The sequence below is a fragment of the Pseudomonas sp. BF-RE-21 genome, from assembly GCF_019947305.1.
GTDB classification, from domain to species: Bacteria; Pseudomonadota; Gammaproteobacteria; order Pseudomonadales; family Pseudomonadaceae; genus Aquipseudomonas; species Aquipseudomonas migulae.
In genome coordinates this window covers 1-21,153 of record NZ_JAGYGF010000012.1, presented here as the reverse complement: position 1 = coordinate 21,153, position 21,153 = coordinate 1, and the positions used below count along the sequence as shown (strand labels likewise).

General features: G+C 58.5%; 23 protein-coding genes. 11 read left to right on the top strand and 12 right to left on the bottom strand.

The genetic code is table 11. The features are described 5' to 3' along the window. Positions 1 to 85 precede the first annotated feature (85 nt). Together KGB25_RS11140 and KGB25_RS11135 are read right to left on the bottom strand one after the other, a co-directional pair. Complete coding sequence (locus KGB25_RS11140) at positions 86 to 2,215, bottom strand: TonB-dependent receptor family protein (RefSeq protein WP_223434953.1); 2,130 nt, start codon at positions 2,213 to 2,215, stop codon at positions 86 to 88. Between the two features lie 210 nt (positions 2,216 to 2,425). Beyond that, positions 2,426 to 2,914, bottom strand: coding sequence for an isochorismatase family protein (locus KGB25_RS11135; protein WP_008035580.1), 489 nt, complete (start codon positions 2,912 to 2,914; stop codon positions 2,426 to 2,428). Between the two features lie 110 nt (positions 2,915 to 3,024). Here KGB25_RS11135 and KGB25_RS11130 point away from each other — a divergent pair, with 110 nt between their 5' ends. Beyond that, positions 3,025 to 3,177 carry a hypothetical protein gene (locus KGB25_RS11130; RefSeq protein WP_223434952.1) on the top strand — a complete coding sequence of 51 codons (153 nt, stop codon included), beginning with the start codon at positions 3,025 to 3,027 and terminating at the stop codon, positions 3,175 to 3,177. On the opposite strand, the gene KGB25_RS11125 is transcribed toward KGB25_RS11130, so the two are convergent. Further along, complete coding sequence (locus KGB25_RS11125) at positions 3,174 to 3,791, bottom strand: LysE family translocator (protein ID WP_008035576.1); 618 nt, start codon at positions 3,789 to 3,791, stop codon at positions 3,174 to 3,176. The two genes, KGB25_RS11130 and KGB25_RS11125, sit on opposite strands and share 4 nt — an antisense overlap. A gap of 147 nt (positions 3,792 to 3,938) precedes the next feature. Here KGB25_RS11125 and KGB25_RS11120 point away from each other — a divergent pair, with 147 nt between their 5' ends. The 6 genes from KGB25_RS11120 to KGB25_RS11095 all read left to right on the top strand — a co-directional run bounded on the left by KGB25_RS11120 (position 3,939) and on the right by KGB25_RS11095 (position 11,060). Then, positions 3,939 to 4,391, top strand: coding sequence for an Lrp/AsnC family transcriptional regulator (locus tag KGB25_RS11120; RefSeq protein ID WP_008035574.1), 453 nt, complete (start codon positions 3,939 to 3,941; stop codon positions 4,389 to 4,391). A gap of 177 nt (positions 4,392 to 4,568) precedes the next feature. Further along, positions 4,569 to 4,910 carry a hypothetical protein gene (locus tag KGB25_RS11115; RefSeq protein ID WP_008037830.1) on the top strand — a complete coding sequence of 114 codons (342 nt, stop codon included), beginning with the start codon at positions 4,569 to 4,571 and terminating at the stop codon, positions 4,908 to 4,910. A 99-nt stretch (positions 4,911 to 5,009) separates the two neighbouring features. Then, positions 5,010 to 6,266 (top strand): TolC family protein, encoded by a 1,257-nt coding sequence (locus KGB25_RS11110; protein ID WP_223434951.1) that lies wholly within the window; start codon positions 5,010 to 5,012, stop codon positions 6,264 to 6,266. Further along, entirely contained in the window at positions 6,263 to 7,561 is a 1,299-nt protein-coding gene (locus tag KGB25_RS11105; protein ID WP_223434950.1) for an efflux RND transporter periplasmic adaptor subunit, read from the top strand. Before KGB25_RS11110 ends, KGB25_RS11105 begins: the two co-directional genes overlap by 4 nt. Next, the gene (locus tag KGB25_RS11100; RefSeq protein WP_223434949.1) at positions 7,558 to 10,716 is read left to right on the top strand and encodes an efflux RND transporter permease subunit; all 3,159 of its coding nucleotides are present in this window, start codon (positions 7,558 to 7,560) and stop codon (positions 10,714 to 10,716) included. Before KGB25_RS11105 ends, KGB25_RS11100 begins: the two co-directional genes overlap by 4 nt. Next, positions 10,713 to 11,060: a copper-binding protein gene (locus KGB25_RS11095; protein ID WP_008037822.1), complete on the top strand. Its 348-nt coding sequence runs from the start codon at positions 10,713 to 10,715 to the stop codon at positions 11,058 to 11,060. Before KGB25_RS11100 ends, KGB25_RS11095 begins: the two co-directional genes overlap by 4 nt. Positions 11,061 to 11,119: 59 nt before the next feature. On the opposite strand, the gene KGB25_RS11090 is transcribed toward KGB25_RS11095, so the two are convergent. Then, positions 11,120 to 11,545, bottom strand: a complete 426-nt coding sequence (locus tag KGB25_RS11090) for a hypothetical protein (protein ID WP_008037821.1) — start codon at positions 11,543 to 11,545, stop codon at positions 11,120 to 11,122. A gap of 129 nt (positions 11,546 to 11,674) precedes the next feature. On the opposite strand from KGB25_RS11090, the gene KGB25_RS11085 reads away from it, so the two are divergent. Further along, entirely contained in the window at positions 11,675 to 12,331 is a 657-nt protein-coding gene (locus KGB25_RS11085; RefSeq protein ID WP_032832406.1) for a TetR/AcrR family transcriptional regulator, read from the top strand. A 167-nt stretch (positions 12,332 to 12,498) separates the two neighbouring features. Here the strand turns inward: KGB25_RS11085 and KGB25_RS11080 are convergent, their stop codons facing one another. Continuing rightward, the gene (locus KGB25_RS11080) at positions 12,499 to 12,771 is read right to left on the bottom strand and encodes a hypothetical protein (protein WP_008035545.1); all 273 of its coding nucleotides are present in this window, start codon (positions 12,769 to 12,771) and stop codon (positions 12,499 to 12,501) included. A gap of 526 nt (positions 12,772 to 13,297) precedes the next feature. Here KGB25_RS11080 and KGB25_RS11075 point away from each other — a divergent pair. Further along, a complete protein-coding gene (locus KGB25_RS11075; RefSeq protein WP_008024532.1) occupies positions 13,298 to 13,867 on the top strand; it encodes a YSC84-related protein in 570 nt (189 codons plus the stop codon). A gap of 226 nt (positions 13,868 to 14,093) precedes the next feature. Here the strand turns inward: KGB25_RS11075 and KGB25_RS11070 are convergent, their stop codons facing one another. The 4 genes from KGB25_RS11070 to KGB25_RS11055 all read right to left on the bottom strand — a co-directional run bounded on the left by KGB25_RS11070 (position 14,094) and on the right by KGB25_RS11055 (position 17,030). Continuing rightward, the gene (locus KGB25_RS11070) at positions 14,094 to 15,107 is read right to left on the bottom strand and encodes an alpha/beta hydrolase (protein WP_008037818.1); all 1,014 of its coding nucleotides are present in this window, start codon (positions 15,105 to 15,107) and stop codon (positions 14,094 to 14,096) included. Positions 15,108 to 15,139: 32 nt separating this feature from the next. Continuing rightward, on the bottom strand, positions 15,140 to 15,559 hold the full coding sequence (locus tag KGB25_RS11065; protein ID WP_008037816.1) for an organic hydroperoxide resistance protein: 420 nt from the start codon (positions 15,557 to 15,559) through the stop codon (positions 15,140 to 15,142). Positions 15,560 to 15,765: 206 nt separating this feature from the next. Further along, complete coding sequence (locus KGB25_RS11060; RefSeq protein WP_008037815.1) at positions 15,766 to 16,167, bottom strand: helix-turn-helix domain-containing protein; 402 nt, start codon at positions 16,165 to 16,167, stop codon at positions 15,766 to 15,768. A 176-nt stretch (positions 16,168 to 16,343) separates the two neighbouring features. Next, entirely contained in the window at positions 16,344 to 17,030 is a 687-nt protein-coding gene (locus KGB25_RS11055) for a hydrolase (protein ID WP_008020170.1), read from the bottom strand. Between the two features lie 259 nt (positions 17,031 to 17,289). Between KGB25_RS11055 and KGB25_RS11050 the strand changes: the two genes are divergently transcribed. After that, positions 17,290 to 17,751, top strand: a complete 462-nt coding sequence (locus KGB25_RS11050; RefSeq protein WP_008037812.1) for a RidA family protein — start codon at positions 17,290 to 17,292, stop codon at positions 17,749 to 17,751. A gap of 20 nt (positions 17,752 to 17,771) precedes the next feature. Here the strand turns inward: KGB25_RS11050 and KGB25_RS11045 are convergent, their stop codons facing one another. The 3 genes from KGB25_RS11045 to KGB25_RS11035 form a co-directional block, all read right to left on the bottom strand. After that, on the bottom strand, positions 17,772 to 18,740 hold the full coding sequence (locus KGB25_RS11045; RefSeq protein WP_008037811.1) for a LysR family transcriptional regulator: 969 nt from the start codon (positions 18,738 to 18,740) through the stop codon (positions 17,772 to 17,774). Positions 18,741 to 18,939: 199 nt separating this feature from the next. Beyond that, complete coding sequence (locus KGB25_RS11040; protein ID WP_223435005.1) at positions 18,940 to 19,167, bottom strand: OST-HTH/LOTUS domain-containing protein; 228 nt, start codon at positions 19,165 to 19,167, stop codon at positions 18,940 to 18,942. A gap of 12 nt (positions 19,168 to 19,179) precedes the next feature. Then, entirely contained in the window at positions 19,180 to 19,803 is a 624-nt protein-coding gene (locus KGB25_RS11035) for a hypothetical protein (RefSeq protein ID WP_223434948.1), read from the bottom strand. A gap of 294 nt (positions 19,804 to 20,097) precedes the next feature. Here KGB25_RS11035 and KGB25_RS11030 point away from each other — a divergent pair, with 294 nt between their 5' ends. Beyond that, positions 20,098 to 20,721 (top strand): glutathione S-transferase family protein, encoded by a 624-nt coding sequence (locus tag KGB25_RS11030; RefSeq protein WP_223434947.1) that lies wholly within the window; start codon positions 20,098 to 20,100, stop codon positions 20,719 to 20,721. Positions 20,722 to 21,153 lie beyond the last annotated feature (432 nt).

Genomic DNA, 21,153 nt, shown 5'->3' with positions numbered 1-21,153 from the left:
TCGATTATCGCGGCAGCCGCTGAAACGTCTCAGCTCAAAAGTGTCGTCGGCATAGTCAGGACCGACTCAAAAGCATGCCCAGGCCTCAGCGCAAACTCCACGACACCCCGACATACGCCGCCATACCTTCGCCCGGCGTCGACCGTGCCGCGTCCAGACCTTTGTCGTCGTAGCCCGGCGTGACGGTGGCGGCGTAGTGCTTGTTGGTCAAGTTGCGCAGGTCCAGCCAGGTCTGCCAGTCGCCCTTGGGCGCGTTGTAGCCCACAGTCGCGCCGAACAGTGCGTAAGGATCGGCGTAATAGCTGTTGGCGTAATCGACCGCAGTTTTCGACACCCACTGCGTATTGAGCCCGGCGAAGAAACCCTGGGGCCAGTCGTAGCGCAGTTCGCCCTGGTAGTAGTGCATCGGCAAGCCCGGCAGGCGGTTGTCGCCGAAGCGGTCGTCGTCGCGGTAGTGGAAGTCGCTGAAGGTGTAGCTCTGGCGCAAGCTCAGTTGGCCGCCATCGCCGGACGACCACAGGTTGCTTTGCAGGCTGGCTTCCACACCTTGGTGCACGGTCGGGCTGGCGTTGAGTTCGTAAGGCGTCACGGCATTGGCATCCGGCAACACCGAAAGCAATTCGTGCTGCACCTGAGCGTAGTACCAGGCCAGGCTCCATTGCCCCATCGTGCTGTCGCCGCGGCCGCCGAGTTCGAGGGTGGTCGCGGTCTGGTTCTGCAGTTTGATCGGGTCGCGCTGGGCGCCTGTGGCGACACCGCTGCCTGCCGGGAAGCGAATGTTGGAGCTGTAGATCAGCGACCACGGGTGCGGCGCTTCGACCGAGCGGCTGAGATTGCCGAACAGCTGCAAGTCCGGTGTGAGTTGATAGCGCAGGCCCACGCGTGGTGCGTAGTCCCAGTCGTTGAGGCTGGTTTTGCCGCCACCTTCCGGGAAGGTCACGGCGCTTTCGCGGCGGGTGTAAATGGCTGCGAGGCCGGTGGTCAGCCACAGGTCGTCGGCGATCTCCAGGTCATTGCCCATATGCAAGACCGTGTCCGAACCCTGGTAAGTGAAGTTGCGAATGGGCGTGCCCGGCGCATAGCCGGCGGTGTTGCCGGTGGGGATGCGCACTGATTCGCTGGCGCCGGCATTGGGCAGGTGCTTCGTCACGCGCAGGCCCAGCGTGCTTTGGCTTTCCAGGCCCCAGAGGGTGTCGCGACGCTTATAGTCGAAGGTGCCGCTGACGTCTGTGTACGCCACCTTCAAGCGGTTGGGGCCCTCACGCAAGTCCATCGGGTAGTCATGGTAGACAAGACCGGTCTGGATACTCGAATCGTCATCGATGTAGTAGGTGGTCTTGTTGCCGAAGAAGGTGCTGCCCGGTTGTTCGCGACGGTCGTCCCGCGTCACGTAAGCGGGGTTGGCGGCCCGTGGGTCGTGCTCGATGGAGTGCTTGGTCACCCGCCCGGCGAGGTCGTTGTCGGTCTGGCGATAGCGCAGATAAAAGCGCGTTTCCAGCTTCGGGTTGAAGCGATAGCCGAAGTTGGCAATGACGCCCTGGCTCTCGCTGGCCGTGTGATCCTGATAGCCGTCGGCGCGCGCATCGGTCGTGGACACGTAGTAGTCGAAATCCCCCAGCACCTGCCCGGAACTGACCTGACGCTGCTGATAACCGTGGCTGCCCATGGCGTAGCGCACTTGCAACAGCGGTGCGTCGTAGCCGGTGTGGCTGATGTAATCGACGGCTCCGCCCAAGGCCAGCGCGCCCCTGTCAAAACCGTTGGCGCCGCGCAGCACTTCCACATGATCGAGCCACAGCGGCTCCAGCAACTCGTAGGGCGTGCCGCCCGGGCCGGTCAGCGGCAGACCGTCGAGCATGGCGTACAGCCCCGAGGCATGGGCGCCCGGTGCACGGTTGATCCCCGAGCCACGGATCGAAATCTTCACCCCTTCATTGCCCGCAGACTGGGCATAGACCCCCGGCTGATAGGCCAGCACATCCTGGTTGCTGGCCACGCGACCCTGAAGGGGGCGGCGCATATCGACCACATTGGTGCCGCCGGGCACCTGGGCAAGCCGGGCCTCGGCGTCCTCGATCGTCTGGTCTTCGCCGCGCTGCTCCTCAGCCTGAATCAGCACCTGTCCCAGCTCCAGGCCTTGGGCTTCCTCGGCCATGGCCGGACAGGCAAGCGCCAGCCCCAGCAGCGTAGCGGGCAGGGATTTGGGCGAGGGCATCGAGAGAACTCCAGACAGATAGAAACGGGCAGTGAGAACTGCGACGTATGAACTAACGAGTGGAACACATGGCAATTTTGCTTTTTTGCCAGCTCAACGTTCATCCGCTTCGGTGCAGCCATCCTGACCCTGCGCCGACAGGCTGCCGCACAAGAGACGTGCGCCTATCCACGAATGCCTGCTGCGGTGGCTTTCCTGTTCGTGATCACGTCACTTTTGCTCGGCGATCAATCCTGAAAGAACTTCAGCTGAGGTGGTGGTGTGCCGAAAATGGTGGGTCCAGAGGCTGATACCCAGTTGCCCGGAGCGGTCCAGGGATGAACCCACCGTGAGGTCGGTGACGAGCGTCGGATAAAGGCCGGCGTCAAACAGTGCAAAGCCTGCGGCCAGGACACAGGTGTCCGTCTGGATACCGCAAACCAGAACACGGTCCGGCTTCAGGCGCTTCAAATAGTCCATGGTCTCTGGCGAAGGTGCATAGCCGTGCTTGACGAAAACCTGCTCTGTTTTTACCGCGCTGCTGTCGAGCGCCGCAGGGTGCCAGCCGAGCTGTTGATGGAACGGCGTGCGCTGCTCGTCATGCAGCTCAACGGTCGCCACCGCCGGGACAACGTCCGCGAGTTTTTGAATACCCTTCACGAGCCATTCAGGCGGCGAGAAGGTGGATTGAACATCCACAACGAGAAGAACTTGGCGCATGGTCTGGATTCTCCATTCGGCGCGCTACATTATCACCCCGTGCACTCAGCGCCAGTGCACAGCAGGTGTCTGATTGACAGGACTGCTACTCATATCAAGGAGACACCAAGATGGTCGAAGAAATTTTGAAATCGAAGCTGGTCAATTTTCTGGTGCCCGACGCCCGAGTGGACTACGACACCGTGAGCGATCTGTACGACGAGGCGGGGAGTGTTGGCGCGGGGCAAAAGCGCTGTGCAATGCTGGGCTTGTCACTGGCTTAACCCAACAGCTGCTCGCCGAGCAAAACGACCGCGATGATGATCATGGCCGTTCCGGAGAAACGACTGACACACCGGGCCGCGGCGGGGCGTGCTTGCAGTACGGCCTGTGAGCCGAATCCCACGAGCAAATAAATCACGCCACAACTGACCGTGTGGATGAGCCCCAGCGCAATCATCTGCATCGGCACAGGCCAGGCCGCTGCCGCGTCGGTGAACTGAGGCAACAGCGCCAAAAACAGCAAAAACACTTTCGGATTCAGCCCGCTCACACAAAGCCCCTTGATCGCCCAACGCTGCCAGGAGCCTGGCGCCTGAGCATCATCTGAGTGCGGTGTAGCGGGGCGGGCGAGCATGTTGATGCCCAACCACAGCAGATAACCGGCCCCGGCAACGGTCAGCACCGACAAGGCAACGGGGTGGTTGGCCACCAACGTGCCGACGCCCGCGGCAACGATCATCGTGGCAATCAAATGACCGGACAACAGCCCGCCCACGGCGGGTATCACGACCCGGCCCTTCAACCCCGCCGAAATCGCGTAAGCCCAATCTGCACCCGGCGTGATGACGAACAGAATCGACACCGCCCAAAAAGCCACGAAAACACTCAAGGTCATGGCGCTAACCACTTCTGCTGCTGATACACCGTGCTCTGCATCGTCCCGCTCCGAAAAATATGGATGCGAGGAAGAATAAGGAAATCTTGTTAGAATTTACTTTCAAAGATGATCATCAGAATGCGCAGAGTTGGGAGAAAATTCGAAATGGACAGGATTGATCGCAAGATTCTTTCTGAGCTGCAAAAGGACGGTCGCCTGTCGGTCACCGAACTCGCCGAGCGCGTGGGCCTGAGCCTTTCCCCTTGCCATCGACGCGTCCGGGCATTGGAGGAGTCGGGTGTGTTGCTCGGCTACAGAGCCCAATTGGACCCAAGCGCCTTGGGCCTTAACTTTTCCGCGATGGTGTTTGCCACGTTGCGTGAGGGCGACCGCAAAGCGGTCGAGGCATTCGAGACGGCGCTTGTCGACATCCCGCAGGTGGTCGATGCCCAGCGGTTGTTCGGCGAACCGGATTATCTGCTGCACGTCATCACTCAGGATTTGCCGGCCTTTCAACGGCTTTACGATGAAAGCCTTTCGACCTTGCCCAACGTGCAGCGGCTGACGTCGACGCTGGTCATGAAACGGGTGGTGCAGGACAGGCCTTTGCCCCTGTGATGAGAGAGGCGGGCAATGGGAAGCACACGATCCCGCGTGGATTTCAGGATGGTCGATGAACACGTAATGCTGGCTTAATTCATGTCCGGTGTTATCGCCTGCGTCGGAACCTGATGACAGGTTGCTGACGACTCAAGCCCATCGTAAGAGCCATTTGCAGCGACTACACTCCAGCCCATGAAACGCTATCTGCGGTTTTGCATCATTTTCATGATCAGCCTGGCGCTTCCCCTCAGCGGGATGGCGGGCGTTCAGGCACCGACAGAACCGTGCCCCATGAAGACGATGGGCATGGCGATGATGGATGGCATGGGGATGGACTGCTGCAACGACATGAAAAGCCCCACCGAGCACGGCAAGCCTTGCAAACCAGGCCAGGAATGCAAGACGGGCGGCATGCTGCAAGTCTCGATTATCAAGCCTCCTGTCACCGTATTCAGCCCCGTAGCGCTTTCCTTCTTTAGCGATTCCCTGCCCGTACAAACCCCGTCCGGGGTATGGCGACCGCCCCGCGTTTGATTCCTGTCCCACATCGAACCTCATTCCGCATTAGCGGGATGACCTGGCTGTGCGCATGTCTTTTGACGCGCGCAGTTGATGATCACAGGAATCGTAGACATGAACTCCAAGTGCTATTGCACAGGCTGGCCCCTCGTGGTCGGCCTGGCGGCAAGCGTACTGGCATTGCCGAGCTTCGCTGCCGCACTGACACTCGATGAAGCGTTGCGGCTGGCCGAAAACAATGCGCCGTCACTGACCGCACAAGACGCCAGGATTCAGGCTGCCAGCAGCGCAGCCATCCCGGCGGGTGAACTACCTGATCCCAAGCTGCTTCTGGGAGTGCAGAACTACCCCATAGGCGGTCCGGATCGCTGGAGCCTCGACCAGGATTTCATGACCATGCAAATGGTCGGGGTCCGGCAGGAGATGCCGAACAGCGACAAACGCAAAGCCCGTATCGAGGTCGCCGATGCGGCTGTTGATCGCGCCGCCGCCGAGCGTCGGGTCGAACGTCTGAAGGTCCGCCAGTCCACCGCACTGGCCTGGATCAGCAGCTATTCCATCGAGCGTAAAGATGCGTTGTTCCAGGACTTCTACAAAGAAAACCGCCTGCTGAGCGATACCGTCCGGGCCCGGATTGCTGGCGGCCGCGCCCAGCCCGCCGATGCGGTGACACCCAAACAGGAAGCCGCTCAGTTGGCAGAGCAGCAGGACGATCTGATTCTGCAGCGAGCCCAGGCCCGAGCCGCCCTCAAACGCTGGATTGGCTCAGCCGCCAACGACAAGCCTGTGGGCAGCCTGCCTGAATGGCCCGTCGATACCTCAAGCTACTCCCATCAACTGCAACACCATCCGGAGCTGGCAGCGTTTGCGCCGATGACCCGCGAAGCGCAAGCCAGGGTTCGTGAAGCCGAGTCGGAGAAGCAATCGGATTGGAGTTGGGAGCTTGACTATCAGCATCGTGGCCGACAGTTCGGCGACATGGTCAGCGTGCAGTTTTCCTGGGATCTGCCGTTGTTTCCTGACGCTCGCCAAAACCCGAAAATCGCCGCCAGACACGCTGAACTCAACCAGCTTGAGGCCGAGCGCGAAGCCTTGTCACGCGAGCACACCCAGCAACTGGAAAACCAACTGGCTGACTATGAGCGCCTGAATCGTGCCGTGCACCGAAACCAGGAAAGCCTGTTGCCGCTGGCCAAGGAAAAGGTCGAACTCAGCATGGCCAGCTACCGGGCCGGCAAAGGCGATTTAGACACCGTTGTGAGCGCCCGACGTGAACTCATCGAAGTTCGGCTCAAACAGATCGACGTGGAAGAGCAGCGCGCGCTGACCAGTGCGCGTTTGTATTTTGCTTACGGGGAGGCCAGCCAATGAAACTTGAAAAATGGAACGGGGCATTGCTGGTTAGCCTTTCGCTGGCATTGGGTGTTGCCGGTGGTTACGGGGTCGCGCACCAGCGTATGAGCGCAGCGCCAAATGCGGTGGCGGAGCAAGACATCAATGCTGTGCCCGAACGCAAAGCCCTGTACTGGTACGACCCGATGTACCCGCAGCAGAAGTTCGACAAACCGGGCAAGTCCCCCTTCATGGACATGCAACTGGTTCCCCAATACGCCAGCGGCGCAGGAGACCGGGCGACTGTCAGTATCGACCCGGGGCTGACCCAGAATCTCGGGCTGCGTTTTGCGACTGTCACCCGTGGAACCTTTCATTCCAGTCTCGACGTGACAGGTGTCCTTGCGCTCAACGAACGTGATGTTGCGGTGATTCAGGCACGCACCGCTGGCTTTGTGGAGCGAGTCTATGCCCATGCTCCCGGAGATGTGCTGAACGCCAACGCAGCGTTGGCGGATATTCTGGTGCCGGAATGGGCTGCGGCTCAGACAGAGTTCCTTGCCCTGAAGCGCAGCGGCGACGCTGAGCTGCTGGCTGCGGCCCGCCAACGACTGCAGCTCACCGGAATACCGGCAGCGCTGATCACTCAGATCGAGCGTAGCGGTAAGGTTCAGCCATACCTGACGCTGACCAGTCCCATCGCCGGTGTGCTGCAAGCCTTGAACGTACGCACGGGCATGACCGTGGCGACGGGCGACACGCTTGCACGCGTCAATGGCTTGAGCAGTGTCTGGCTGGCCGTGGCCGTTCCAGAGTCGCAGACCGGATCGATCACAGTGGGGCAGACGGTCGAAGCACGGCTGCCAGCCTTCCCGGGGACGGTGCTCAACGGCGAGGTCAGCGCTATTTTGCCCGAGACCAGTGCGGACAGTCGCACCCTGCGTGTGCGGGTGGAACTGCCCAATCCGGACGGCCGCCTCAGGCCGGGTTTGACGGCGCAGGTGCGCCTGAACCGTTCGAGCGAACACAGTGTGTTGTGGGTGCCGAGCGAGGCGGTTATTCGTACGGGGCGACGGGCCTTGGTGATGCTCGCCGAAGACACCGGCCACTACCGCCCGGTAGAGGTGCAACCCGGGCAGGAAAGTGATGGCAGGACGGCCATTTTGAAAGGACTGGAAGAAGGCTGGAAGGTGGTTACGTCTGGCCAGTTCCTGCTGGACTCGGAGGCCAGTCTCAAGGGCATTGTCGCCAGCACTGAGGACGAGTCGCCACCCAGCGCAGCCGCCGCCGGTATTCATGAGGCGGATGGGGACAAATCGGGGAGCCAGCCATGATTGCGGCCCTGATTCGTTGGTCAGTCGCCAACCGGTTCCTGGTGTTACTGGCGACACTGTTCGTCACGGCGTGGGGCATTTGGTCAGTGCAGAGCACACCCATCGATGCGCTGCCGGATCTCTCGGATGTTCAGGTGATTATCCGCACTCCCTTTGCGGGGCAAGCGCCGCAGATTGTCGAGAACCAGGTGACCTATCCGTTGGCCACCACCATGCTCTCAGTGCCGGGAGCCAAGACGGTGCGTGGTTATTCCTTCTTCGGTGACAGCTTCGTTTATGTGCTGTTCGAAGACGGCACTGACGTGTACTGGGCCCGTTCGCGGGTGCTGGAATATCTGAGTCAGATACAAAGCCGGTTGCCGGCCAGCGCCAAACCGGCGTTGGGACCGGATGCAACGGGGGTTGGCTGGATCTATCAGTACGCTCTGGTGGATCGCAGTGGTGGGCACGACCTGGCGCAACTGCGTGCGCTTCAAGACTGGTTCCTCAAGTTCGAACTCAAGACCCTGCCCAACGTTGCGGAAGTGGCCACGGTGGGGGGAATGGTCAAGCAATACCAAGTGCAACTCGATCCGCTGAAACTGGCCAGCCTCGGCATCACTCAGACAGAGGTGACCGAGGCTATCGGCAAGGCCAATCAGGAAACGGGTGGCGCGGTACTGGAGATGGCAGAGACCGAGTTCATCGTGCGCGCTTCCGGTTATCTGAAGACGCTCAATGACTTTCGGGCGATCCCGCTCAAGTTGGGGGCGGATGGTGTGCCGGTGACCCTTGGCGATGTCGCCACTATTCAGTTGGGGCCGGAAATGCGGCGGGGCATTACCGAACTCGACGGCGAGGGCGAAACCGTCGGTGGCGTGGTGATTTTGCGCAGCGGCAAGAACGCTCGCGAGACCATTGCGGCGGTCAAGACCAAACTCGACGAACTGAAAAGCAGTTTGCCGGCCGGAGTGGAAATCGTCACCACCTACGACCGCAGCAAACTGATCGACCGCGCGGTGGAAAACCTCAGCCATAAGTTGATCGAAGAGTTCATTGTCGTCGCGCTGGTTTGCGGGATCTTCCTTTGGCACTTGCGCTCATCACTGGTGGCGATCATCTCCCTGCCGGTGGGCGTGCTGATGGCCTTCATCGTCATGCGTTACCAAGGGATCAACGCCAACATCATGTCCTTGGGCGGGATTGCCATCGCCATCGGCGCCATGGTCGATGCTGCCGTGGTGATGATCGAGAATGCCCACAAGAAGATTGAGGCCTGGCACGCAGCCAATCCAGGGGAGGAACTGAAGGGCGAGCGTCATTGGCACGTCATGACCGAAGCAGCGGCAGAGGTCGGCCCGGCGCTGTTCTTCTGTTTGTTGATCATCACCTTATCGTTCATTCCGGTGTTCACCCTGGAAGCGCAGGAGGGGCGACTGTTCGGCCCGTTGGCGTTCACCAAAACCTATGCGATGGCCGCGGCGGCGGGGTTGTCGGTGACCTTGGTGCCCGTGCTGATGGGGTACTGGATTCGCGGGCGAATTCCCGGTGAGCAACAAAACCCGTTGAACCGCTGGTTGATCAGGATCTACCAGCCGGCCCTGGAGGCGGTGCTGCGCCGTCCCAAAGTCACCCTGCTGGTGGCACTGGTGGTGTTTGTCAGTGCGCTATGGCCAATGTCGCGCCTGGGCGGTGAGTTTCTCCCGCCTTTGGACGAAGGCGATCTGCTCTATATGCCTTCCGCTCTCCCGGGGTTGTCGGCACAGAAAGCTGCGCAGCTGCTGCAACAGACCGACCGCCTGATCAAGACGGTGCCCGAAGTCGAGCACGTGTTCGGCAAAGCGGGGCGTGCCGAAACTGCCACCGACCCGGCACCACTGGAAATGTTCGAAACCACCATTCAATTCAAGCCACACGAGCAATGGCGGCCAGGCATGACCCAGGAAAAACTGGTGGAAGAACTGGATCGCGTGGTTCGGGTTCCAGGGCTGACCAATATCTGGATACCGCCGATTCGCAACCGTATCGACATGCTTGCCACCGGCATCAAAAGTCCGATCGGAGTGAAAGTCGCCGGCACCCAGTTGGCGGACATCGATGCTGTCACCCAGGCGGTCGAGCGGGTGGCCAAAGGCGTACCCGGTGTCAGTTCAGCGCTGGCCGAACGCTTGACCGGCGGCCGCTATATCGACGTGGATATCGACCGCAAGGCCGCCGCTCGCTACGGGCTGAATATCGCTGATGTGCAGTCCATCGTGGCCGGCGCTATCGGTGGTGAAAATGTCGGGGAGACCATTGAAGGGCTCGCACGTTTCCCGATCAACGTACGTTACCCACGGGAGTGGCGTGACTCGCTTGGTGCCCTGGAGCAATTGCCGATCTACACGCCGTCAGGCATCCAGATCACCCTGGGGACAGTGGCCAACGTCAAAATCAGCGACGGCCCTGCGATGCTCAAAAGTGAAAACGCGAGGCCTTCAGGCTGGGTCTATATCGATGTGCGTGGCCGGGACATTGCCTCGGTGGTCGCTGATTTGCGCCATGCCGTAAACGAGCAGGTCAAGTTGCAGCCTGGCATGAGCCTGAGCTACTCAGGGCAGTTCGAGTTTCTCGACAGAGCCAATGCACGACTCAAACTGGTGGTGCCAGCCACGCTGTTGATCATCTTCGTGCTGCTCTACCTGACGTTTGCGCGCTTCGATGAGGCGTTGCTGATCATGGCCACGCTGCCATTCGCGCTGACTGGCGGGGCATGGTTCATCTATCTGTTGGGATTCAACCTGTCGGTCGCCACCGGTGTCGGTTTTATCGCCCTGGCCGGTGTTTCTGCCGAGTTTGGCGTGATCATGCTGCTCTATCTGAAAAACGCCTGGGCAGAACGTGAAGACCTCGGCGACAGCACTGAGCGCGGGCTGGTTGCGGCGATTCGTGAAGGCGCTGTGCAGCGTGTTCGCCCCAAGGCCATGACCGTGGCCGTGATCATTGCCGGCCTGTTACCCATCCTGTTGGGTAGCGGAACCGGCAGTGAAGTGATGAGCCGCATTGCCGCGCCCATGGTCGGCGGCATGATCACGGCTCCCTTGCTTTCCCTGTTTGTCATTCCGGCAGCCTATCGCCTGATGCGCCGCCGACATCTCGTCATTGAATCCACTCACCTTAAAGGAAACGTCGTATGAAACTGACCCATATTGCAGTGGCAGGAACCTTGGTTGCGTTGTCTTTCCTGGCTCGTGCAGAGGATATGCCGGGTATGAAAATGGACGGTATGGAGGGCATGCAGACAAAGGAGACAAAGCAGGCGCCCGTCGCTAATGCCAACGGAACGATCAAGGCTATCGATGCTGCCAGGCACACGGTGACCATCTCCCACGGCGCAGTACCCGCCGTGCAATGGCCGCCGATGACCATGGCCTTTTCCGTGACGGATGATCAACTCGCCGGGCTGTCGGCCGGAGACCGTGTCTCGTTTGTTTTCCGGGTCGAGGGTGGCAGCGCGACGATTGTTTCAATCAAAAAATAGGGCAGCGGTGGTGCAAGTGGCCGGCACATTTTGTGTGCCGGTCGTAAGGACAGCTGACTTCAAGACGTGCGCGACTCACGTGTTGCGCTGCTCAAACCCATAGCCGTTACACCGATGCGCGAGAACACCAGCCACACAAACAGCAGCACACTGCAACCAACAAGAATGGACGCGGCGCCAATCAACGGCTCGATGGCCGCGACGCCCTTGAGCCGCAACGTCAGTGCGCCAAGCATCACCGGGACGCCAATGTTGTACATCCAGAACTGTGCGGCAGCCGCGCGCCCTTCGGTGATTGATGGGTGCGCTGTGCCGATGATGCCGAACAGGGCCATCGACACCCATCCCAACAGATTGACATGAGCATGTACCGCGAAAAGCGAGTGGTCGCCGGAAGCGCCCATCGCCACGCCCAGCATCACGCCAATGGCGAAGTAGAGGGCAGCGAGCCGAAACCAGGTCCGTGAACGGGGGTTGTGATTCATGGCATTCACCTCATGCGCCCAGAGGCGCGCTCAGTTGCTGAAATATAACGGGCGACCTCTTGTCGGTTGATTGTTGCGTGCCTATTATGAGACTCAAGTCTCATGAATAGACAGAGTCTCATATATTCCATGTCGATCCCGAAGTCAACCCCGTCTGAACCCGGCGGCGATCCGCAAGGCCGCGCCAACCAGAAGCTGCGAACGCGTCAGGCGCTGATCGATGCCGCCATCGCCTTGCGCGACGAGGGCCAAAACCCGACGGTGGCGCAAGTTGCAGAGCGCGCGATGGTCTCGCGCGCCACGGCCTATCGCTACTTTCCCTCGACCGAGGCATTGATCAGCGAGACGGCGGCGGATCGTGAAATGAAGCCGCTGGAGAGCTTCTGGCGGCCGGGAGACGACCCGGTCAAGGGCATCGGCCTGGCCGCGAACGCGTTGAACAAACTCTTGATCGACGACGAGATCGGCTTGCACGTGATGGAACGTTCGTTCATGTCGGTGTGGCTCGACAGCGAGACCCACGAGCCCCTGCGACCAGGCCGCCGGATGAGCTACATCGAACCGATCGTCGACTCGCTGAAGGACGTGCTCTCGCCCCGCGCACGCAAACGACTGAAGCAGGCGCTGTCGATCGTTATCGGCACCGAGGCGTTGATCGCCGTGCGCGATATCAGTGGCGCGAGCGTCGAAGAATCACTCGACACCGCCGCGTGGGCGGCGAGGGCGCTGGTTCGTCAGGCGTTGGCGGAGAATGAAGAGGCTCGGCGCAAGCGCAATTCCATATAGGTCGGGTTGCGGGTTTCTTCTGCGCGACACTGAATTGCCTGTGTTTGCTCAGGCAATGTGGGTGGCGGCTTTTGGCCGATAACAGGCAAGAGTCATTCCGCAAATTAGCGATGCCAGATCTTTTTACAGTTGAACAAAAAACGGGCGCCTTCAGCGCCCGTTTTCATTCACTCCTTCGCCAACGCCCGCAATCGCCGACCAATCACATCCATCAAGTCACAACCGTCGCGCAACGGAATGGCCAGCAGTTTGGAGAAGTCCGACAACACCACCGTGTCGCAACCAATCTCGGCACGAAAGGCGATGTTCTCCAGCACCTGAGTAACTGCGCGAATTCGGTAGTCAGCGGCGGCTTGCAATACGTCGAGTGGAGCTTCGGTGTCGATGAGCAGGGAAGCCGGAACCAGGTCGATTCCGGTGAGGGGCATGTATCGATTCATTTGAAGATCTCTGTTTGATTGGCTCAAAGGCCGTCACTCAGTCGTCGCCAAACGATTGGGTGGCAGCTGTGCGCAGGTTGGCGAACCGGCACAGAGAACACCGGCAGACCCGAAGGCCTCCCGCGCACAGCCGCCATTACAGCGGCCTTGCGGGTGCGACGACCCCTGCAACAAAGCGTAGAGCCCTCGCATTCTCTGTAGTCAGGTCGCCAAACCCGAATCGCCATTTTGGGCGACGGGGCGGACTATAAGCTTCATCGGAACGGCGGGCAAGGAGAGGCGTTCCGAGGTTTGTGTAGGAATTTCCATAGCGTCCTGGGAACGTTATGCCCCTTTAGTGGGCGACTGTTATCGGCCAAAAGCTGACTGTGGATTTCGTCTGAGGAACATGCATGTGCATAGCATTTGACCAACTGCTTATTAGGATTAAAGTCTAAGGGAAAGATCGACCCCGTCAGTCTTTGATCCGCAACGGCTATCGCCACGCAGGTTCCTCAATGGCAGGTACAGAAAAGGAGTATTGCTCATGATCAAATACCTTCGAATGATGGCAATGATTTCAATCCTCGCGATCACGGCGGGCTGCCAAATGGGTCAATCAACTTCCGCCTCTGATGCGATGGCTGCTAACGCGGAAATGGACCGCGAGGCGAAAGCGGCGTTACAGAGTTTGTATACCAAAACGCCGCAAGCGCGCGCCCTCGCGCAGCGAGCCAAGGGTATCCTCGTTTTCCCTGATGTGCTGAAAGCGGGCCTCATCGCCGGCGCACACCATGGCGAAGGCGAATTGATTGAGAACGGAAAAGTGACGGGATACTACGCGACCACAGCAGCCTCATACGGCCTTCAGGCAGGCGTGCAGCGGTTTGGATACGTGATGTTTTTCATGACCTATTCAGCGATGAATGATCTGAAAAATGTTAATGGATTTGAGGTCGGCGTGGGCCCAAGCATCGTGGTCGTAGATTCAGGCATGGCCAAATCGATAACTACCTCAACGGCTCAATCCGATGTCTATGCGTTCATCTTTGATCAAAAGGGCTTAATGGCCGGGCTGGGATTGCAGGGTTCAAAAATTACCAGGCTCAATCGCTGAGGCCGTCTGCATGTCGCTTACACAGAATTTAGTTGTGTTGCATCGACCTGCTGAATTCACAGCCAAAAGCTGCCCCTCCAGAAGGAGCGCTTACGACCCAAAGGTGCCCTTGGCAGAGGGCTGCTAACGCTACACCGGAAACGAAAAAGCCCGCTGTTTAGCGGGTTTTTTCGTTTCCGGCGGTGATTACCAGTTCATGGCATACATCTCCGGTCTTGAGTGGGGGTCACTTCAAATGAACTTTCAGCTCTTCGCAAGCCTGCAGCATTGCAGAGCGTACCGCCGGAACCTGGCTGACCACGTTCAGCAAGCCGTAGTCATGGATCATGCCGTTGTAGCGCACCGCAGTGACCGGCACGCCGGCTTGGTCCAGTTTGCGAGCATAGGCTTCCCCTTCGTCACGCAGCACATCGGCACTCGCGGTCTGGACCAGCGCTGGCGGCAGGCCTTTCAACTGCTCAGTGGTAGCGCGCAGCGGCGAGGCGTAGATCTCGGCACGTTGCTTGGGGTCGGTGGTGTAGTTGTCCCAGAACCACTTCATCATGTTCTTGGTGAGGAAGTGTCCCTCGGCGTACTGGTTGTACGACGCTGTCTCGAAGTTGGCGTCGGTCACTGGCCACAGCAGCACCTGGTACTTAATGGCCGGGGTACCTTTATCCTTGGCCATCAGGCTGACCACGGCTGCCATGTTGCCGCCGACGCTGTTGCCCGCTACCGCCAGGCGCTTACCGTCGACATTGATTTCCTCGCCGTGCTCGGCCACCCATTTGGTTGCACCGTAGGCCTGGTTGATCGCCGTCGGGTAGTGCGCTTCAGGGGACGGAGTGTAATTGACGAACACCGCCACCGCCCCGGACCCGACGACCAGATCGCGCACCAGGCGCTCATGGGTCGGGAAGTCGCCGAGCACCCAGCCACCGCCGTGGAAGTACATGAACACAGGCAAGGTCCCCTTCACACCCGCCGGACGCACGATGGTCAAGCTGATGTTCTGGCCGTCGACGGTGATGGTCTTCTCGCTGACATCCGCCTTGGGCAGTGTCAGTTTTACCCCGGCCTGAGCGCCGGTCAGTACCGCGCGGGCGTCCTTCGGCGAAAGCTGCTCGATGGGTTTACCACTGCCTGAGTTCAATGCATCGAGGAATGCCTGGGTGTTGTGTTCGACGCCAGAGTCAGCGAATGCGTTACCGATCGAAAAGGCAAGGAGCGAGCCAACGAGTGTTTTGGTCAAAACGTTCATTTCATATCTCCTGTTTCTGGTGAGGCGGGAAGTTAGACGGTGACGTGCAGACGGACATCGACGTTGCCACGGGTTGCGTTGGAGTACGGGCACACTTGGTGGGCCGCCTCCACCAACGCTTGTGCATCGACTTGCTCCAGGCCTGGCAGGTTGATGTTCAGGTCGATATCCAGGCCAAAGCCGCCTGGGATCTGGCCAATGCCGACCCGCGCAGTGATCGAGGCGTCGGCTGGAATGCTGCGTTTGCTCTGGCTGGCGACGAACTTCAGTGCACCGATGAAGCAGGCGGAGTAACCAGCGGCGAACAGTTGCTCAGGGTTGGTGGCATCACCACCGACACCGCCCAATTCCTTCGGAGTGGCCAGTTTCACGTCGAGGTTCTTGTCGCTGGAGATGGCTCGGCCATCACGACCACCGGTTGCGGTTGCGACTGCGGTGTAGAGAACTTTCATGGCTTTCCTCACTTTTGAATGTCTTGGGGGGATTCTGTTAGCGATTTAAATGTTTGCGTTATAATAATGCGCAATAAATTGCCGCTAAAAAATTTAGCGCGCAAACGTTTTAAAAAATCGTCTGTAGCTGTAACAAATTGATTTTCAAGGGGGGTTACACCTCAGTCCGCTTGGGCTCGCCCGCGCGTTGATGGTGCCTTACCGTCTCAAGCAACGACCGGAATCGGGCAGATTGCTTGTTGCTGCCAAGCCTTCGGTGTCATGCCTTCAGCCTTCACGAATGTACGGCAGAAGTGAGATTGATCGCTGAAGCCGCATTCCAGAGCGATCTCTGTGAGCAACTTCGTGGAAGCCTTCATTAACTCTCTGCTCTTCATGACCCGCTGTTCACGCAGCCATCGCTGCGGGGAAATCCGGGTGCTTTCCTTGAACCTGCGTGAGAAGTGACTACGCGACAATGCGCAAGCTTCGGCTAGTTCAGTCACTGAAATGCCGGTATCCAGCCTGTCCAGCATCAGTTGTTTGGCAGTTCTTATCTGCCAGGATTTGAGCTGCCCTGTCGAAGCCAGTGTGAGAGTGGCCAGCACGGTAGATTTGTCCTTGTTCATACACATCCATTAATCCAGGTAACAGGATGCGAACGCCTGACTCGAACAGCGCTGGGCATTGGAAATCCTCAGAGGTTCCAGGCCAGGCTCGTTGACTCGGTTCAGTCGACTGCGCACCCTTCGCAAGTCTGTGAACAGCCCCCGGGGCAGGGGGTGGCGATGGCGATGGCGATGGCTCAGACAGATGCAGCGACAGGCGCCAAGGTGGGGCCATGCTGTACGCGCTCAGGCGCCTTGTGCACCATGGTGTAGGCGTAGTCGACGCCCATGCCATATGCACCAGAATGTTCCTTTACCAGTTCCATTACGGCGTCGTAGGTGTCGCGGTTCTTCCAGTCCCGTTGCCATTCCAGCAGCACCTGCTGCCAGGTTACCGGTACCACGCCGGCCTGGATCATGCGCTGCATGGCGTAATCGTGGGCTTCTTTGGTGGTGCCGCCGGAGGCGTCTGCAACCATATAGATTTCATAGCCGGCATCGTTCATTGCCGACAGAGCGAAGGTGGCATTGCATACCTCGGTCCACAAGCCGGAGACGATGATCTTGTTGCGACCATTTCTCTTGAGTGCGTCGCGTACCTTCTGATCATCCCAGGAGTTCATGGAGGTTCGCTCCAGCAGCGGGGCGTCCGGGAACACAGCGAGTAGCTCGGGGTAGGTGTGACCTGAGAAGCTTTCTGTCTCAACCGTGGTGAAGGTGGTGGGGACATTAAAAATCTTCGCTGCCTTGGCCAAGGCAACGGTATTGTTTTTCAGCGTTTGCCGGTCAATGCTCTGAACGCCGAAGGCCATCTGTGGCTGCTGATCGATGAAGATCAGTTGGCTATTCAGCGGAGTCAGGACTTCAGTTTTAGGATTGCTCATTTTTGTTTCCTTTCGGCTTGATGATGTTCAGTCGCACAAGTCTCGGGGCCCGCACCTTGCAGGCATTACCGTAGCCACGAGTGCACTCCTCAGCGTCAGTGCTTGAGGACGAGCAAAAGATAACGAAACAAGGCGCCTTTCGGTGGCGCATTTTTGCGCTCCTGCCGGCTCATTTATGCGCCATAAAATGCGCGATCGCGCTGCTAGCATTCGCCCACCTATTCGGATCAAGTCGGTCCCTCATGTGCAGGAGAATGCAATGACAGCTTCACAACCGTTCAACAAGCAGACCGCCTACTGGGGCGTTTCCTGGGAGGAGGCGTATGGCTATCCGCAGGCACGGCGGGTAGGAAACGAGATCTACGTATCAGGTCAATTCAACCATGATGAGGCAGGTAATCTGGTAGCCCCGGCGCCGCTGAACGCCGACGGTAAGCCCAGTGATTTCTCTTCGATGGGAGAGCAGATGCGGGTCTCTTACGACAACATTTCGAAGCTGCTCGCCTTGTATGGCGCAACTATGCAAGATGTTGTCGAGGAAACGCTTTATGTGCTGGACATGGACGCTGCGTTCGCTGTGGTCGGCAAAGTGCGCAAGGCGACCTATGGCACTGAGCGGCCTCAGTGCGCGAGCAATATCATTGGGGTGTCGAGACTTGCCCAGCGTCCGCAGCTGATTGAGATCGTGTGCAAGGCCGTGATTGGCGCCCGAGACATCTGAGCTGCACTCCCGGTCTCGATTTAGGTGACCGGGAGTATCAATTGCCCCTCGACCAAGGGCTTTTGACTGGCCACGGCAGCGGCGCAGAAGGTCATGAATGCTTTGACTCGCCACGATTTTCGAATGTCCTGGTGAGTCAGCAACCACAACTCATCCTGAAGCTCTGGCACCACCGGGCCGGCGCGTACCAACCCTGGGGTTATGTCGCCCAACATGCAGGGAAGGAATCCAAATCCCAGACCCGCCGCGATTGCAGCGCTTGCTGCTGCAACAGAATCGGTGCGGTACGCTATGCGCTCAGCAGCGACTCTGCTTTCGACATAGCTTGTCGCCTTCAAACCGCAAAGCGCAGAGGAGTATGACACCCATGCCTGGCCCTCTTCGAAAAGGGGCAAGGCAGTCATCTGCTTGGCACAGCAGTAAGGTGCCCAGGCAATGTTCGCCAGTTTACGGCCCACCAGGCTTTCTGCAGGTTTTCTCGTCGCTCGAATCGCGATATCCGATTCATCCCGGGCGAGGCTAAGGGTTTCATTGCCCACCAGCACCTCGATGCTGACCCCCTCGTTCAGGGCCTTGAAGTCCGCGATGATGGGGGTGAAGAAGTACAGCAGCAGCGAGTCGCTGGTGGTAATTCGAAGTTTCCCGAGGGGGCCTTGGCCTGAACGTGAAACACGCCGCGTGACGCTGACAATATCCAGCTCCACTCGCTCGGCGAGTGCTCGCAATTCAGCACCTTCGGCGGTGAGCAGATACCCTGACTTGCGGTGATCGAACAGCGCGATGCCGAGCGTTCGCTCAACTTGAGCAACTCGGCGCGAAACGGTGGATACATTGATGCCAAGCTTCTTGGCCGTAGCCGAACGATTGCCGCAATCACTGAGCGTCTTGATGATGCGCAAGTCGTCCCACGAGAGCTGATTGACAGCCTCGCCTACGTCCCACTTCGTCCCATCAGGGGCAGCCGGGGCTTTTCCAGTTGGCGATTTCACACAGTTCGTTCCAGATGCAAAGGCGCTGATGATACGAGAAGGAGTTGGGTGAAGCAGCCACATTGTTCAGGCGATTGGTTGAAAACTGTTATGCCGACTGGCTGCGATGGGTCGTTTTCAGCCGGTCACCACAGGCAGAAAACGGTCAGGAGCAGTCACTCAGTGCGCTTACAAAAGGAGGGAGGATTCAGTTGCCCATTCAACTGACCTTGCTGCGATACCAGACGGTAGTACGTTCATTATCAGCCTGGAATTTTCGTATTTCGAACTGCATTGATTCGTGCAGGACATGCCTCAAGCTGCTGCAACCGTAGCGCTTGGGCGTCTGCTCTGGATAGGTACCACCAATCCAGCGAATGGATGCTTCCAATCGAGTCCAGCCACCTTCGGCAAGCTTCGTTTCTGCTTCACGTAAACAGCAGCAAATCCCACTGCCAGGTCAATCGACTGAGCCATCCACCCGGATACCGTCGAGCGCATCTTCAAATGCTTGGCTCTGTATAAACGAAGCCATTTTAGCTCGTGCCTCAATCATGTTTTTGGCCCAACATTGCAGACTCAGGCAATGCCGATTGATGGTTTCGTAGCTTTCCTCCAGAAAACCATCCGCCGCCTGGCAGCCCGATTCAGACCAGAGATCGAAACGCTCAATGAATTGGTGGACCAGGCTATTGCGCAGGTCAACCAGCTCCTTGAGGTCGGCCTTCATTGCCTCATAGTCCTCGGCTGTCATTTCCAACTGGTATCGAAGCCTGAGCCAGATCTGGTCACCGACATCGGCTTCGGTCTGTGACTCTTCTTCGTTTGGGGGCGGCGGGGTCAGAAAGCTTTCGGTCAACATCCCCATCAACGTACCCATCGTCTTTTTCTTTGCACATTCGACCTTCTGGTCACGGATGCTAGACAGCTGATCTGCAAGACCGGTCAGTTCGCAATGCGCGACAATGGCTTTCAGCAGCTGTTCGCATTGTTGCACGCGCAACAGACAGCGTCCGAGCTTGCGCTGCACTATGTGTTGAGTAGCAGGTACATCATCCGAGGGCACAATAGTGACTTCATCCATGATTAACGACTCAGGCATAAGTGGTAGGGCTGGAGCGTTCACCGCAATACGCTTGCCCTGCCAGGAAGGCTTGCAAAGCGTAAATCGGACGCCTATCAAGCTCAGTGTAGGTTGAGTCAATCCGTTCGGACTTTTTCAAAAAAATTAGTCGATAGCTGCGTCTGTGCAGGCTTTCATCGAAAAAAAACGGGACGTCTATGTGTGATGACTCGCAGCGTCGGGCCTGGCTTGTGTGACAGTCGGCGCGCTTTAGCGGATGACTGAACTGAGCCCGCAAGGAGGAAGAAATACGTCATGAACGCTCTACTGGAATTACACGGTGCGCCCACGGGCAATTGCATCCGGGCAGCCATCGCTCTCGAAGAAGCGGGGCTGGCGTACACGGTTCGACTGGTGGATCTTTCAAAAGGCCAGCAAACAGGGGCGGATCATCGTTCGCTGAATCCGGCCGGAAAAGTCCCGGTATTGGTCGAACGAAAGGGCGATGAGCCTGCCTTTGTGCTCACTCAGTCGAACGCGATCATTTTCTACGCTGCCGAAAAGGCTCCAGAGCGGCTCTTGCCCAGTGCCGCTGGCCACAGAGCTACGGTGTATGAGCGATTCTTCTTCTTTTTGACGGATGTCATCGCACCGGGCCATTCGGCGTTCTTCCTTCGCGGCCAAGGGCTCAACGATGGCTCTGCGCGGCTGGTCGAGCGCATGCTTTCGTCAATTGAGTTGGCTGAACAGTTCGTCAGTGCTGATGCTTATATGGCGGGAAGCTGTTTCTCCATCGCGGATATTGCCGCCTACAGCATCATGTCGTCAGTGGAGGCAGACATCCCGTGGGGGCGTTTGCCCAAGCTTCGCCGCTGGTATGAAAGGGTGGGTGTTCGACCCAACGTGGTCAGGGGATTTCAGGCATTCAGCTCGCGGTGAACTGTTGGCGTCCGGAAGTTTTAGAGGTTTTTGCTCAACGCATGCTTCAGTCCAGATATTCGTTTGTTGAACTCGGGCTGACAGCACCTATCTAAAAATGTGGGGTAACGTCCCACACAAAGATGCTGACTGGCTCTCAGGGATCGTGCGGAAACCGCAGTTGCTGGTTAATGCTGCAGATTTATGGCCGTGCCGGTTGGCTGGCCGCTCCAATGGGCGGCCGGGAACTCACTGGATATTGCGTTCGATAGGGACATGACTGCGCAACTCCAAGCGGAGGTGCATCATGCTGATCAAGAAATGTTTGTTGGCCCTGGCAATTGGCGGGGTCCTGTCGGCATCGACTGTTCTAGTGCCCGATTACATCAGTAGTTTCTCCAGCGTGTATGCCAAAGATGGCGGCAGCGGTGGTGGCGGCGGTAACAGCGGAGG

Coding starts and splice junctions, on each gene's coding strand:
- KGB25_RS11105 (WP_223434950.1), top strand. CDS start 6,263: ATGAAACTTGAAAAATGGAACGGGGCATTGCTGGTTAGCCTTTCGCTG.
- KGB25_RS11035 (WP_223434948.1), bottom strand. CDS start 19,803: ATGGATGAAGTCACTATTGTGCCCTCGGATGATGTACCTGCTACTCAA.
- KGB25_RS11070 (WP_008037818.1), bottom strand. CDS start 15,107: ATGAACGTTTTGACCAAAACACTCGTTGGCTCGCTCCTTGCCTTTTCG.
- KGB25_RS11065 (WP_008037816.1), bottom strand. CDS start 15,559: ATGAAAGTTCTCTACACCGCAGTCGCAACCGCAACCGGTGGTCGTGAT.
- KGB25_RS11075 (WP_008024532.1), top strand. CDS start 13,298: ATGATCAAATACCTTCGAATGATGGCAATGATTTCAATCCTCGCGATC.
- KGB25_RS11135 (WP_008035580.1), bottom strand. CDS start 2,914: ATGCGCCAAGTTCTTCTCGTTGTGGATGTTCAATCCACCTTCTCGCCG.
- KGB25_RS11085 (WP_032832406.1), top strand. CDS start 11,675: ATGTCGATCCCGAAGTCAACCCCGTCTGAACCCGGCGGCGATCCGCAA.
- KGB25_RS11110 (WP_223434951.1), top strand. CDS start 5,010: ATGAACTCCAAGTGCTATTGCACAGGCTGGCCCCTCGTGGTCGGCCTG.
- KGB25_RS11125 (WP_008035576.1), bottom strand. CDS start 3,791: ATGACCTTGAGTGTTTTCGTGGCTTTTTGGGCGGTGTCGATTCTGTTC.
- KGB25_RS11060 (WP_008037815.1), bottom strand. CDS start 16,167: ATGAACAAGGACAAATCTACCGTGCTGGCCACTCTCACACTGGCTTCG.
- KGB25_RS11050 (WP_008037812.1), top strand. CDS start 17,290: ATGACAGCTTCACAACCGTTCAACAAGCAGACCGCCTACTGGGGCGTT.
- KGB25_RS11130 (WP_223434952.1), top strand. CDS start 3,025: ATGGTCGAAGAAATTTTGAAATCGAAGCTGGTCAATTTTCTGGTGCCC.
- KGB25_RS11140 (WP_223434953.1), bottom strand. CDS start 2,215: ATGCCCTCGCCCAAATCCCTGCCCGCTACGCTGCTGGGGCTGGCGCTT.
- KGB25_RS11055 (WP_008020170.1), bottom strand. CDS start 17,030: ATGAGCAATCCTAAAACTGAAGTCCTGACTCCGCTGAATAGCCAACTG.
- KGB25_RS11115 (WP_008037830.1), top strand. CDS start 4,569: ATGAAACGCTATCTGCGGTTTTGCATCATTTTCATGATCAGCCTGGCG.
- KGB25_RS11090 (WP_008037821.1), bottom strand. CDS start 11,545: ATGAATCACAACCCCCGTTCACGGACCTGGTTTCGGCTCGCTGCCCTC.
- KGB25_RS11120 (WP_008035574.1), top strand. CDS start 3,939: ATGGACAGGATTGATCGCAAGATTCTTTCTGAGCTGCAAAAGGACGGT.
- KGB25_RS11100 (WP_223434949.1), top strand. CDS start 7,558: ATGATTGCGGCCCTGATTCGTTGGTCAGTCGCCAACCGGTTCCTGGTG.
- KGB25_RS11080 (WP_008035545.1), bottom strand. CDS start 12,771: ATGAATCGATACATGCCCCTCACCGGAATCGACCTGGTTCCGGCTTCC.
- KGB25_RS11095 (WP_008037822.1), top strand. CDS start 10,713: ATGAAACTGACCCATATTGCAGTGGCAGGAACCTTGGTTGCGTTGTCT.
- KGB25_RS11030 (WP_223434947.1), top strand. CDS start 20,098: ATGAACGCTCTACTGGAATTACACGGTGCGCCCACGGGCAATTGCATC.